Annotated in this window: 13 protein-coding genes; 6 read left to right on the top strand and 7 right to left on the bottom strand. The window is 51.0% G+C overall.

Annotated features, from left to right (window positions below):
* Window positions 1-822: 822 nt before the first annotated feature.
* Window positions 823-1014: a hypothetical protein gene (locus tag Q8O92_09465; GenBank protein MDP2983540.1), complete on the top strand. Its 192-nt coding sequence runs from the start codon at window positions 823-825 to the stop codon at window positions 1012-1014.
* A gap of 79 nt (window positions 1015-1093) precedes the next feature.
* On the opposite strand, the gene Q8O92_09470 is transcribed toward Q8O92_09465, so the two are convergent.
* Both Q8O92_09470 and Q8O92_09475 read right to left on the bottom strand, forming a co-directional pair.
* Window positions 1094-1603, bottom strand: coding sequence for a cyclic nucleotide-binding domain-containing protein (locus Q8O92_09470; GenBank protein MDP2983541.1), 510 nt, complete (start codon window positions 1601-1603; stop codon window positions 1094-1096).
* Window positions 1600-2799 (bottom strand): ion channel, encoded by a 1200-nt coding sequence (locus Q8O92_09475; GenBank protein ID MDP2983542.1) that lies wholly within the window; start codon window positions 2797-2799, stop codon window positions 1600-1602. Before Q8O92_09475 ends, Q8O92_09470 begins: the two co-directional genes overlap by 4 nt.
* 118 nt (window positions 2800-2917) lie before the next feature.
* On the opposite strand from Q8O92_09475, the gene Q8O92_09480 reads away from it, so the two are divergent.
* The 4 genes from Q8O92_09480 (at window position 2918) to Q8O92_09495 (ending at window position 5625) form a co-directional block, all read left to right on the top strand.
* Window positions 2918-3214 (top strand): hypothetical protein, encoded by a 297-nt coding sequence (locus tag Q8O92_09480; GenBank protein ID MDP2983543.1) that lies wholly within the window; start codon window positions 2918-2920, stop codon window positions 3212-3214.
* Window positions 3215-3478: 264 nt separating this feature from the next.
* The gene (locus tag Q8O92_09485; protein MDP2983544.1) at window positions 3479-4297 is read left to right on the top strand and encodes a TPM domain-containing protein; all 819 of its coding nucleotides are present in this window, start codon (window positions 3479-3481) and stop codon (window positions 4295-4297) included.
* On the top strand, window positions 4182-5045 hold the full coding sequence (locus Q8O92_09490; protein MDP2983545.1) for a hypothetical protein: 864 nt from the start codon (window positions 4182-4184) through the stop codon (window positions 5043-5045). The genes Q8O92_09485 and Q8O92_09490 overlap by 116 nt, the downstream gene beginning before the upstream one ends.
* Before the next feature lies 1 nt (window position 5046).
* A complete protein-coding gene (locus Q8O92_09495; protein MDP2983546.1) occupies window positions 5047-5625 on the top strand; it encodes a LemA family protein in 579 nt (192 codons plus the stop codon).
* 164 nt (window positions 5626-5789) lie between these two features.
* Here the strand turns inward: Q8O92_09495 and Q8O92_09500 are convergent, their stop codons facing one another.
* A complete protein-coding gene (locus tag Q8O92_09500) occupies window positions 5790-6038 on the bottom strand; it encodes an HIT domain-containing protein (GenBank protein MDP2983547.1) in 249 nt (82 codons plus the stop codon).
* 161 nt (window positions 6039-6199) lie between these two features.
* Here Q8O92_09500 and Q8O92_09505 point away from each other — a divergent pair, with 161 nt between their 5' ends.
* Entirely contained in the window at window positions 6200-8656 is a 2457-nt protein-coding gene (locus Q8O92_09505; protein ID MDP2983548.1) for a CehA/McbA family metallohydrolase, read from the top strand.
* A 5-nt stretch (window positions 8657-8661) separates the two neighbouring features.
* Here Q8O92_09505 and Q8O92_09510 read toward each other — a convergent pair whose 3' ends face one another.
* From Q8O92_09510 to Q8O92_09525, 4 genes are all read right to left on the bottom strand, one after another.
* Window positions 8662-9840, bottom strand: a complete 1179-nt coding sequence (locus tag Q8O92_09510) for an aldo/keto reductase (protein ID MDP2983549.1) — start codon at window positions 9838-9840, stop codon at window positions 8662-8664.
* 212 nt (window positions 9841-10052) lie between these two features.
* A complete protein-coding gene (locus Q8O92_09515) occupies window positions 10053-11603 on the bottom strand; it encodes an acyl CoA:acetate/3-ketoacid CoA transferase (GenBank protein ID MDP2983550.1) in 1551 nt (516 codons plus the stop codon).
* 11 nt (window positions 11604-11614) lie between these two features.
* The gene (locus Q8O92_09520; GenBank protein MDP2983551.1) at window positions 11615-12073 is read right to left on the bottom strand and encodes a PTS sugar transporter subunit IIA; all 459 of its coding nucleotides are present in this window, start codon (window positions 12071-12073) and stop codon (window positions 11615-11617) included.
* A 213-nt stretch (window positions 12074-12286) separates the two neighbouring features.
* Window positions 12287-13681 (bottom strand): MBL fold metallo-hydrolase, encoded by a 1395-nt coding sequence (locus Q8O92_09525; protein ID MDP2983552.1) that lies wholly within the window; start codon window positions 13679-13681, stop codon window positions 12287-12289.
* Window positions 13682-13847: the final 166 nt, after the last annotated feature.

The raw sequence follows: 13847 nt of genomic DNA on the forward strand, positions 1-13847 counted from the left end.
CCCTTATCGAAGGGGGTAGAAAAAATGAAAGATAAAAAATGCTTGTGGCGAATTCTCCCCTTAACAAGGGGAGATGCCGACAGGCAGAGGGGATCAATCCCTTTAATGAAATGTGAAAAAACATTTTATGAATAATCCGGGTTAAAAGAAAGGGACAAAAATTGTCTGAACCATTGATTCGTATTTTTTGATAGATGCTTTAACAAGTTCAGCATGACACTGTCACCCCGAACTTGTTTCGGGGTCTATTGCGCTCTCTATTCTGACTCCTGACTCCTGTATTCTGTATTCTGTATTCTGTATTCTTTTTCAGTGTATTACTCCCAAACTAATTCACTGTCACAGAAATATCAACGGATTTTTTAGTTGTTTTTGGCATTGCTATTATCTATATAATCTCCTGTGAAAGAGTGGGCTGCGACTTTGGAAGAAGTAAAATCTGTACATTTCAGAAGGTCAAACGAAGGTCTGACATTCGGCAGGAGAGGATTGGATAAGAGAACTCACCCCATTAAACAAAATAATGAAAGAAAAGGGACATATTTAATATCCGCTATTATCTTGATCCGGAAACGGGCTTACCTCATATTTACTCACATAACGTTGAGGAAAAAGAAGTGGAAGAGGTTCTTTCTCATTCGGAGAAAATCGACCAGGACGTGAAGGATCAAGAGTTGCAATCGGGCGAACGTCAAGCGGTCGTTATCTCAGGGTCATCTATGTTCCCGATCCGACACCAAATAGTATTTTTGTCATCACAACATATGAACTACGCGGCAAGCCATTAATTGCATATCTTCGCCGCAAAAGGAGAAAGAAAAGATGAAAAAAAGTGAATTCCCGCCAGGTTGGGACGCTGAACGTGTAAAAAGAGTACTTGACCATTATGAATCTCAGTCTGAGGAAGAAGCTGTCGCTGAGGATGAGGCCACTTTTGAAGCGTTGGATCAAACCGTCATGGAAGTCCCGACAGAGTTGGTTCCAACAATACGCGAAATAATTGCAAAACACTAAAGTAGCCTGATAACTTCTGACAGAAAAACCAACCGACATCGTGTAGTATCGACTGATTTGTCCCGAAACAGAGACGCATTTACCCCGAAAGCGCGAGCGAAAGCGCGGTGGTGAGCTTGATAATGTCTTCGTTTGCCCGGCGGAGATAATCCGAGAGGATGAGCGCGATATTGGTGAGAACGATATATCCGATGCGCGGCTCCTGTTCGCAGAGGGAAAGAAAATCGCTGTCTTTTATGATGAAAAGCTGGCATTTTGTGACCGCTTTAACCGTGGCCGAGCGCTCTTTTTTCCCGAAGAGGACCATCTCCCCGAAGTAGCAGTGATTCTCGCCGGTCATGCGGATAAAGCTGCGCTCCTTGGCGCCGAATTCGTTCCTTGAAGTGACTATGGTCAGCGTTTTGAGAATTTCCACCACGCCATCTTCAAGAAGAAATAATTCATTTCCGGGTTCATTTTCGCTGATGATGGTTGCGCCTGCCTCTTTCTCTCCGGTTGTCACAATTCTGGAGACGCGGCCCAACTCTTCCACCGAAAGACCCTTGAAAAGAGAAAAATCCTTCAGCTTTTGAACGGAAACCTCGCTCATACATTCATCTCTTTGTTATGGGAGGTGAGAATCACTGCAAAGTCATCTTCGGTTATATGGTAGTTCTTTCCCGGATTCATGACAACGGTCATCCGTCCCTTTGATTCGATCTCAAGGCTGCGCCCGGCATCCTCGAATTTACGGCGTATGAAATCATCGATGATATCCTTATCCCCTTTCAGCATGTCTTCCATGTTAAAGGTTTTTTTCTCAGTGATGATGCCGAGGAGGATTGAGCCCTGATGATCCATGAAATCCACGACGGCGGTCTGAAAGGACTTCCCCACAAGCTCATGGGGTATGGGCGCCCGTTTTATGACACTCCCCCGATCGGTGCACATGATCTCCCGCAAAGCCTGGGTTATTCCCGGGGTCATCACCGCCGAGGAAAGGAGAAATCCGTTGAACTCACCGGAGAAAATAATCTGGTCCACTCCGGCGCGTTTCAGGTGCACTTCATTGGCGGCGTCGAGCAGCTCTGCGCAGACTTCCACATTACGGGCGACGGATTTTATGGCCAGCGCGGCTATGAGGGTACGGTCATCCGGTTTGGCCTGGCCGTCCGGTCCCGGATCGGCGAGAATGATCGCCGAAGAAGCTTTCACAATAGAGGCGCGCATGAGGGTCGGTTCGGCGGTATAATCCCCTCGGACAAACCGTATCGATGCCTCTGAAAACCGTTCGATCAGATTGGTAATCTCGGTTTCCGGGTGCGTATTGATGAGCACGATGTCCGGCAAAGATCGTGCAGTGGAAACGATGCCGCCGATCACACGCTCGATATTTGAGTTATATCCGCAAATCACCACATGATTCTGGAGATTGAGCTTCTGCAATCCTCTGCCCTCCCTGATACGAGTTGCGGTTAATATTGATGCGATGGTGCCGGTTAAAAAGCTCATCAGGATGACGCCGAGCATGATGAGCGGAATGGTCAGGAGCTTCCCCCCGGTGGTCCGGGGCGTTATATCTCCGTACCCGACAGTTGCAATAGTGACCACAAACCAGTAAATACTGTCCCAGACAGAATCGTAATGACGGTTCGCGCTCATCTCGACAGCGCGGATGAGAGCCACCAGAAGAAACATGAAAAGAGAGAGCAGGAAAATCCACCGGACACGATGATTACGGGCGATAAAACGCCATACTTTGGACAGAACGCCCTGTTTAAGGACATTCCTCGAACTTGACATCATGGATTCTCGAATTCTCGGCGCTGTTCAATATTACATTCAATTTTGGAAGAAAAAGGCTATACTCACGATAATAGATAGTTGGCAGCAGGGGAAAACATATTACCGGAGGAGTATAGCCATGGAAGACAAGAAAGTAAAAAAAGGGCATTGTGTCAACGAAAAAACACTGTTGGTAGCTATTGATTTGGGGAAAAGGAGACATTACGGGTATTTTCGGGGTCCTCGGAAAAAGAAGAGTAAGGTATTTTCTATTGGGAACACGCTGCGGGAGTCTGTAGGGATTGGAGAGGGACTGGAAGCAATGAAGTGTGAAAGGGGTAGATTGAAGGGGGCTTCACCTAAAAATCTCGACATGATGCTTATCGTTTCACGAGAAAATATTTATGAAAATATTCTTGGGTTCAAGTCCTCTTGAAGGACGAATCCCCCCTGTCCTTCGGACATCCCCCCTTATTAAGGGGGGAATCATGTTGGCAGGCAAGCTTTTACCCCCTTAATAAGGGGGTCGCCGCTTTATGCGGCGGGGGGATTTTGTTCAAAGAGAAGATAAGTGATATGGCATGTCTATCGCCGAATAAAAAATGGGGGATGGCCTGTCATCCTTATTCCTTGACTATCCCCGTTATTTTCCCTACCTTATCAATACATTCTCGCCAGGATAACCGATACGGAGGAGTCGATGCCCCTGAAAAGACATCTGTGGCTTTTTCTCGTACTTGCAATGCTGGACGGCGCTGCCCTGCTTTCCGCACAAAAATTTCCCAGCCCAACCGGATTTGTCAATGATTTCGCCGGAGTGATGAAGCCCGAAGCAAAGCAGCAGCTTGAAGGCATACTCGCGGATTTGAAGCAGAAAACGAGCGTTGAAGTGTCCGTGGTGACCGTCAAGGACATGGGCGGCCTGGATGTCAGCACGTATGCTGTCGACCTGATGAAAACGTGGGGCATCGGGTCCAAAGAAAAGAATGAAGGCGTTCTCCTCCTCATGGCGCTCAAAGAGCGTAAGGTGAGAATCGAAGTTGGTTACGGCCTCGAGCCGATCTTGACCGACGCCCGCTCGGGTATGATTCGTGACCAGTATATCGTGCCCTATTTGAAAAAGAATGATTTCGATACCGGTCTCAGCCAGGGTGCGCTCGCCATTGTCGCCCTGATTGCCAAGGAAAAGGGGGTGGAACTCAGCGGAGCAGGCCCAGTTCCTCCTCCGCCGCGCGAAACGCGCCGCAGGGGCGGAGGCATGCCCTTCATCCAGCTCATTATATTTGCTGCCGTCATTTTGCTGCTCCTCGGCCGGAGAGGCGGCGGCGGCTGCCTGACCGGTCTTCTCCTGGGAAGTATGCTCGGCGGGGTAGGAAGTAATCGCCACGAGGGATTCGGCGGTTTTGGCGGCGGATTTGGCGGGAGCGGGTTCAGCGGGGGTGGATTCGGCGGAGGCGGCGGATTCAGCGGTTTCGGGGGCGGATTCTCCGGCGGCGGCGGCGCTTCAGGGAGCTTTTAACGGAGGGATTATGGAAAAAAGAAATGAACATATGAAAAAAGTTGCGGACGAATTCCTGCAGAATGTCAAAAGCTGCTTCGGCGAGAATCTTCAGTCTGTTATCCTTTACGGCCCGGCGGCGCGAGATGAGAATGCACCCGGCCGTTTCTCCATTCATTTTCTTGTGGTAGTGCGGGACAATACTCCGAGCGCGCTCGCTCCCTGCTCTGTGTTTGTGAAAAAGTGGGCGAAGAAGGGAATCGCGGTTCCTCTTTTTCTCACTCAGGAATATATCCGTGATTCGCTCGACACGTTCCCTCTTGAATTCATGGAGATGAAAAGCTCATACCAGATGATCTTCGGCGAAGATGTACTGGGAACCATTACCTTTCAGGGCTGTGATGTGCGGAGCGAGTGCGAGCGCGAGATCAAGGGAAAACTCCTCCATCTTCGGGCTGAATACCTTCTCCACCGGGGGAACCGGAAAGGGCTGATCGACCTGATACACCGCTCTCTCAACACCTTCCGCCTGGTATTCGCCGGCGCCCTCTTCCTGAAGAAAAGCGCCATCCCGGAAAAAACTGCGGAACTCTTAAAAGCGATGAGCAGTGAATATGGCCTTAATGAAGAGCTTCTCGATACTCTGCATGGAATCGCGCACGGCGGGAAAAAGCCCGATAAAGATACCGACCGCCTTTTCGATCTCTATGTGGAAGAGCTGGACAAACTTTCCAAAGCCTTAGATGTTTTCTGCCCAACGGAGGAATAGCATGAAAAAAGCTCTGATCATTGTCGCTGTCATTCTGGGTGTCATCCTCATTTTCGCCCTTAGTACGGCAGCGTGGCTGCGCACCACCTATAATCAGATGGTAGTGATTCAGGAACAGGTAAACGGCTCCTGGGCGCAGGTACAGACGGTTCTCCAGCGACGGTATGATCTGATCCCCAATCTTGTGGAAACGGTCAAGGGGTATGCCTCACACGAAGAGCGGGTGCTCACCGCGGTTACAGAGGCGCGGGCGAAGGTGGGAGGAGCGGCAACCCCGGCAGACCGGATGAAGGCGGAAGGGGATCTGTCCAATGCCCTTTCACGGCTGATGGTGGTGGTGGAGGCCTATCCCAATCTCAAGGCGAACCAGAATTTCATCGCTCTCCAGGACCAGCTCGAAGGCACCGAAAACCGTATCGCGGTGGAACGTCAAAGATATAACGACACAGTCCGCAGCTATAACCAGTATATCCGGCAGTTTCCCCAAAATATGATCGCGGGCATGTTCGGATTCGAGCGGAAGCCGTTTTTCGAGGCGCCCGGCGCAGCTCAGGAAGCCCCCAAGGTGCAGTTCAAGTAACATAATATCTACCGGCATTTACTACGAAAAGAGAGAACAGGCAGTTGAAACAGTTCTCTCTTTTTTTCCGGTTGATCAGTTGTTCTTCACGTGTTTCCAAGCCTGTAAATCCCCCCGCCTTCGGCTTCCCCCCTTAATAAGGGGGGCAAGGGGGGATTTTAGCTTTAATGCCTGCATCTCAACCGTCCGATCGGCTCTCCGCCCAGCATGTGCATGTGGGCATGGAAGACTTCCTGGCCGCCGTCCGCGTTGGTGTTCAGGATGAGCCTGAATCCGCTCCGGTCGATGTGCAGGTTCCGATGCACCGGAGCAACGGGATAGATGTCCGGAAACACCAGAACATCATCGTTTTCATACACCCGCCGGGTAGGGATTTCGCCGGATACGATCTTGCAGAAGACGCAGCCTTTCATGGTAATGTTCCTTTATGACTATACGGAGTAAATAATTGCGCATGTTTTAAGTGTTTATATCCTGAAACGAGTTCAGGATGACACGTGTCATGCCGAACTTGTTTCGGCATCTATAAAAAGTGTAATAACCTAAGTCACCACATATAGATAGGAGGCTTCTTATGGATAGACTTGTCTGTATTATGAAAAAAATACGCGCCGGGCTGTCCATTTTGCTCTTTCTTTTCAACGGGCTAATTTTTTCCACAGTTTTCCTGTCTTTTACAAGCAGAGCCCAGTCTCCATCCGCTCCTGAAATTAATCGCATCAGCCCCAAAATAGCCGTAATCAAAGATAATCTTACCATAACCGGAAATTATTTCGGCCTGAGCAAAGGCGCCGTTCTCTTCAATTCCCTTGCCGCGGACTCCATCCTGTCGTGGTACGAAACGACGATTCGGCTGGTTGTACCAATCGGCGCTCATAACGGCTTCCTGAAAGTAAAAAACGCCGATACAGGCCTGGAAGGCGCCTACCCATTATCAGTCAAGCCTTACATCATAAACATCAGCGCAAAGCCTCTTTTCCCGCGATCTAGTGTCAGCTCGGATACGCTCGTCATATCCGGGTGCAGCTTCGGTGATTTCACGGAGGAATGCACAGTTACCTTTACGCTGGTAATTCCCGCCAAAACTATCGTTTCCTGGAATGACACCACTGTTGTGGTAATCGTTCCCTCCGGCGCTCAGACCGGAATGATGGGACTATCCAACCCAAAAGGTGACAGCAATTATGTATGGTATAAAAAACCGCTTGTGCCGTCCAATTCAGGAATAGTCCGTCTGACCATACGCGACGTGGATACCGGAGAGATACTTCCCTGCCGGGTCACTCTGGCCGATTCGGCGGGCAATTTCTGGGGGCCGGAAGGTATGCAACCGAAAAATCGTTCGTTTTTTTATTGTCTCGGCGACACTTCCATGTTTCTAAGCAAAGGGAGATACTATGCATCAATTTTCCGCGGGAATGAATACATCCCCATGCAGAACAAGCCGATAGATGTCCCTGAATATTCACAGCAGATTTTCACCATTGATCTAACCCTCAAACGCTGGATTCACTTGAAACAGATGGGGTGGTATTCCTGCGACAGCCATGTACATTCACAAGGATCCATAACTCCTGAAGGCGCCTATTACGTTCAGTTGGGAGAAGACCTGAACATCCTCCAGCTCGACGCCCTTGGTGAAGGCAACTGGACGGCCGATTACCAGTACTTCGCGAATAAACCCTATTCATTTTCTCTTCCGTTCTATCTTTTTACCTATGGGGAGGAATGGCGGTCGAGGTCGTGGCAGAATCACATGATCACCCTTAACTGTCAACGTCCTCTTTCCGCTTACGGTAACGGGTATTATGACGTCGCCAACTGCAAATATGCGTACTCCTATCCTCCGGCGCTGGATTTCCTTGATGAAGCGCACCAGATGGGAGGAATCGTGGTGGCAGGACATCCCTTCCCGTTCAGCCAGCCCTGGACAGTCGATCCGGCAAGTGGCGCCGACCGTCATACTGCCTATGAGCTTCCGGTCGATGTGGCTCTCGGGAAAATTGACGGAATGGAAGTATACATTTATAGCCAGGGTGACACCTGGACCCGGTATGTGTGGTACAAACTGCTCAACTGCGGATTCCGGGTGCCGCCGTTCGTAGGCTCGGATGTGCTCAATTTCACATCCAATTTATCATCTTATTTTTTCCCCGGAATAGTGCGGCATTATGTATATGTTCCGAATCAAACTCAACAGCTCGGTTTCAGCGACTGGATTCGTGAGGCGGTGAAAGGAAGGAGTTTCGTTTCCACCGGGGCGGCGCTTTTTTTCACAGTCAACGGAGAGATGCCCGGTTCTGAACTATCGTTAAAATCAGTGAACGGAACAGCGAAAGTCACCGTCCGGGCGGATGCCCGATGGATGGGCGGAATTAAAACCATCTATATTCTGGTAAACGGAGAAACAGTCTCTTCGCAATCTTACGGCGGAAGCACTGAAGCGGTTCTTTCCACCGAGATTGCACTTTCCCGAAGTTCCTGGATCGCGGCGCGAGTGGAGGGTAATTCGGCGGGGAGATTTTATGGAAACGCGCACTCAGCCCCGGTGTATGTCACTGTGGACGGCAAACCCATCCGTTCGAGGAGCGACGCGCTCTATTTCGTCAACTGGATCGACAAGCACATAGCTCTTCTCGATTCCGCCAACCATTTCGATACTGTCGAGCATAAAAAGCGGACGTTCGACCTCTACCGGAAAGGGCAGGATGTATTCCGCGCCCGCGCCGACACTACTTACACTACCGCGGTAGATTCTCCCCGGCCCAGCCAGTTCGCCCTGTACCCGAATGTCCCGAATCCGTTCAATCCCTCAACGGTGGTATCGTTCGAGCTTCCGGAGCGGGGAAGGGTGTCTCTGGAAATCTACGATATACTCGGCCAGCGGGTGAAAATCCTGTTTGCCGGCGAGCTGGAGCGGGGAATTCACCGCCTGTCAGTCTCTCTTGCCGGGAAATCGTCCGGCCTCTATTTTCTCCGGCTGACCTCCAGTCATGGAACGCTTACCCGGAAAATGCTGTTTCTGCAGTAAAAAACTTATCCAAACAATTCGCGGGCATGACGGATGGTACGGTCGAGATCGAGGCCGTTCACGCATTTCACCAGGCATCTTTCGCAGTCGCCGCAGGCTTCCACCCGTGAGGACGGAGGCAGTTGTGAGTAGTTCTCCCGGGCGAGAGCCAGGTCGCCGTAACCGTACGCATACCCGACGCAGCGGTTCAGATCGCAGATCTCTACACCATAGGGACACTGCCCCTGGCATCCGGTGCAGCCGGCGCTGCCCCGGCAGTTACCTTTGGAGCGTGCCTCTGCATAACGGGTTAGCGTCCGGCGGTCGAAGAAAGACATCTTCGTTCCCATGACAGCCAGGTCTTCGGCGAGGTGTTCGAATGCGGTCATACCGGGAACGGTTGTATCCACATAGCGATTCTGGAGAACCCAGCGGAGAGCAGACTGAGCGGCGTTCAGCTTTCCCTTCCGGAGATCGGCGGGCGTATCGAGCGGTTTCCTGGAATCGATGCTGAGCATGATTTTCATGGCGATGGTGGCCAGCCCCGCCTTACGGGCGCGTTCGATGGCCTGACCGACTTCTGGCGGAGAAGTGTAATTGTACCCGACAAGCACCGCATCCCAGACCTTGCTCGATATGGCGGCGTCTATGACCTCGGCCTGGTTCTTGTGGGTGGAAACCCCGATGAAACGGGTCATGCCTTTTTTCTTGAGGTCGCTGAATGCCTTTAAATAATCCGCGTTGAGAGCCTGTTCACGGGACTCGGTGATGTGGAGAAGAACCAGGTCGACATGGTCGGTATTGAGCCGCTTCAAGGACAGCTCCATCAAGCCGGGCATCTCCGAGGCATTGACCTGTCTCAGTTTGGTGGAGAGAAATACCTTGTTTCTCTTGGTCTTCATGACCGTGCCCACAATTTCCTCGTTCACCCCCTGCATGTAGCTGTGAGCGGTATCCAGGTAGTTGATGCCGCTGTCGATGGCGGCATGGATCAATTCGGCGTCACGGGTATTCATCGCCCCGAAGCCGATTTCGCTTGCCTTGTAGCCGGTGGATCCCAGCTCACGGTAATAGATGCGCTGAAATTCTGTACCTTGAGCAATGGTACGGCGTGGAAAGATACTTTCCACTGCCATACCGATTCCAGCCGCGGCGCCTCCCAGGACGGCTTTTTTCATGAAATTCCGGCGATTCGATTTTTTCATAAAACCTCCTTATAAAAAAAAGGAAAAAAAATTGTCTGACTGATTCGTATGATTCATGTGATAAGAGATGATGGATGAGAAAAACACCTGACCCTTGATTTGCATGATTCCATGATTACTTGATTGGACCTTGAAACAAGTTCAGGGTGACACGTGTCATGCCGAACTCGCTGCCGCTTCTATTTTTATAATGCATTCATAAATCCCATGAATCATGGTTCAGACAAGCGGTTTTTCAGCCCCATTCTTTCTTCACGGAAAATGGCCTGATCCATCACCCTGAGACCGGGGCTGACAGAAGGTGTGAAGCCCATCCGGGAGAGCACGTCCCGTTCGAGGTCGACTCCGGGTGCGATTTCCACGAGAGTCACTTTGCCTTCCAAAAGCCTGAAAACCGCCCGCTCGGTGATATAAACCACGGTCTGGCCTTTCTCCAGGGCGTATTCACCGCTGAACGTGATATGCTCCACCCGGCGGAGGAACTTGGGAGTTCCGCCCTCACGATTGATGATCAATCTTCCGTCGGTTATCGATATATCGAGGCCTCCCGCTGTGAAAGTGCCGCAGAATATCACCTTTTTTGCATTCTGGGTAATGTTGATGAACCCTCCGCAGCCGGCCATTCTTTTCCCGAACCGGCTCACATTGGTATTCCCGAACTCGTCCACCTGCGCCAGCCCCAGGAAGGCAATATCCAGCCCGCCGCCGTCATAAAAATCAAACTGGTAAGGCTGGTCGATGATGGCTTCCGGATTGGCGCTGGCCCCGAAACTCAGCCCATGAGCCGGAATTCCGCCGATCGGCCCGGATTCGATGGTCTGAATCATGAACTCATTCATGTCCTCTTCATTCACTACTGCGGCGACTCCCTCCGGCATCCCGATTCCGAGATTGACAATGTCCCCCGGATTGAGTTCCATTGCGGCGCGGCGGCAGATGATTTTCCGCTCGCTCATCGGGAGCGGTTCGATTGCGGCGCAGGGGATTTTTACCTCGCCGCTGTAAGATGGATTATAGTCTTCAGCGAATGTCTGCTGGTGGTTTTCTTTCCTGGCCACAACAACCGCATCGACCAGAAGTCCCGGGACAACCACCAGGCGGGGATTCAGCGTGCCTTTCTGCACCACCCTTTCCACCTGGGCGATGACAATGCCTCCCGAATTTTTTGCCGCCTGGGCCATGGAAAGCATCTCAAAGTTTCCCGCCTCTTTTTCCATGCTCATATTTCCGGACTCATCCGCGGTTGTCCCCCGGATAAGCGCCACATCGACCGGAAAAGCTTTGTAGAACAGCCAGTCTTTCCCGTCAATCCGCATCAGGGTCACCATGTCTTCACTGGTAATGGAATTCAGCCTGCCGCCGTCCACACGGGGATCGACGAAGGTTTTCAATCCCACATGGGTGATGGTTCCCGGTTTTCCGGCTGCGATGTCCCGGTAGAGATGTGATATTACTCCCTGGGGGAAATTATACGCCTCGATACGGTTCTCCACCGCCAGCTTTCCCAGTTTCGGCGCCAGGTTCCAGTGCCCGCCGATGACCCGCTTCACCAATCCCTCATGCCCCAGATGGTTCAGCCCGCGGGTTTTCCCGTCGCCCTGCCCGGCGGCATATACAATGGTGAGGTTGCGCGGCGAGCCGGTTTCCAGAAATCTTCTTTCCAGAGCCGAAGTGAGTTCCTCCGGGTGGCCGTTCCCGACAAAACCGCCGGATGCGACCGTGTCGCCGTCGCGGATCATGGAAATAGCCTGTTCAACAGGCATTATTTTTGAGTTCAACCTGGTTTGCTCTCGGTCAATAATCGGTACATTTCCTCGGAGGTTTTTGCTTTCAGAAATCGTTCCTTGAATCCGGTTTCATTAAAAAGGGCGCCGATTTTGGCGATAAGCTTGAGGAATTCTACATTCTGGTTGTCCGAAGAACCAACCATGATGACGATATGCACCGGGAGGCCGTCAAGGGAATCAAAGTCGATTCCTTTCAGTGACCTTCCCACCGCCATGACAAAATCAGTCATCGAAGGGGTTTTGGCATGAGGAATTGCTATCCCCATTCCGATCCCGGTGGACATGACGGTTTCACGCGCCCGGATGGCTTTAAGGAACGCTTCGGGATCGGACATATGGGGGGATGTTGAGGCCAGCCTGCATAATTCCCTCAATACACCGTCCTTGGTTCTGACTTTGATGTCCCGTATTCGATCCACGGTGAGAATATCGGAAATATCTTTCATCGATTCACCTGAAAGAAAAGAAAGAATCCAGAATGGTTCATCTCTAAATTAGTGTTTAAGAAATAGGGATGCTTGCCTGTAGTGGTTTTAATATCCCCCCGCCGCATAAAGCGGCGACCCCCTTATAAAGGGGGTAAAATACCTCGCTCCCATAGCCCCCCTTAACAAGGGGGGATGCCGACAGGCAGGGGGGATTTCTTCCCGCCTGCACCCTCAAAAACTCACCGTATCTCCACGGTCCGGCACAACGACATGGCGCAGTCCCAGCGATTCCAAATGGTTTTTGTGAGCCTGGGCGGCGTCTTCATTTCCATGCACCACGCCGGTAAGGGCAGGCCGCTTTTTGAAACCTAATGTCCAATCGATCAGCTCGTTCATGTCTGCATGGGCGGAAAACTCGTTCATAATCACCACTTTGGCGCGCAGGGAGTAAAAGTCCCCGAAAATCCGCACTCTCGGCTCACGGTCCACAATGCGCTTGCCGAGGGTATTATCCGCCATGAAACCGGTGATGAGGATGGTGTTATTCTCGTTTTCGATATTGTTCTTCAGGTGGTGGAGGATACGGCCGACTTCGCACATGCCCGAAGAAGAAATAATGATGCAGGGGACTTTGGAGATGTTGAGACTTTTCGATTCCTCCACAGTGCGGATATAGGTCATGCGCTGGAATCCGAAAGGGTCTTCACCTTCATACAGGTATTTGAGCGTTTCTGTGTCGAAACATTCCGGATGCATACGGAAAATCTGGGTGACATTCACCGAAAGCGGACTGTCCACATACACCGGCAGGTCCGGTATGGCTTTCTCATTGATAAGCTGGTGAATGGCGAAAACCAGTTCCTGAGTCCTTCCCACACTAAACGCCGGAACGATGATCTTTCCGCCACGGGAGTAGGTATCGATTATTATCCGTTTCAGTTTTTCATTGGCTTTGGTGATATCGTCATGCACCCGGTTCCCGTAGGTGGATTCGGTGATGAGCACATCGGTCTCCGCAATATATTCCGGGTCACGGAGTATGGGAAGATATTTTCTCCCTAAATCTCCGGTGAATACGAGTTTTTTCTCCGTTCCGTTTTCACGGATGAAAAGCTCCACGAGCGATGACCCGATGATATGTCCGGCGTCCCGGAAAACCACCTCGATCCCATCGGCCACTTGTATCCGCTTCCCGTAATTGACCGAATGGAACAGCTCGATCGAATCCAGAGCGTCTTTCATGGTATAGAGGGGAAGGAAGGCCGCTTTCTGGCCGTTCTTTTTCATCTTGAGGTTCATGTATTCTGCTTCTTTTTCGTGGATATGGGCCGAATCGGCAAGCATGGCCGAACAGAGATCGCGGGTGGCATGAGTGGAATAAATCGTCCGATCAAAGCCGTTTTTCACCAATGAAGGAATGTTTCCCGAATGATCGATATGAGCATGGGAAAGCACCAGCGTATCGATTTCTTTTTGATTAAAAGGCAGCTCGCTGTTCAGTTTTCGAGATTCCTCGCGGCGTCCCTGGTACAGCCCGCAGTCCAGGAGGATTTTCGAGCCGTTGGCCTCCACCAGATGCATCGAGCCGGTGACTGTTTTGGCAGCGCCCCAGAATGTTATTTTCAAGATTTACTCCACAAACAGGAATAGTATGGATTAGAAAAAAATCCTCTCAAACCCATGTAAAAAAACGTGAAAAATCATATTTTTAACAGGTATGTCGTTAAGTAAGCTAAGGTGATAATCCGAAAGGTTAATCCCCCCTACCCCCCTTATTAAGGGGGGAAAAGAA

Origin of the sequence: Candidatus Latescibacter sp. (assembly GCA_030692375.1) — a bacterium.
In the GTDB taxonomy this organism is placed as follows: domain Bacteria; phylum Latescibacterota; class Latescibacteria; order Latescibacterales; family Latescibacteraceae; genus JAUYCD01.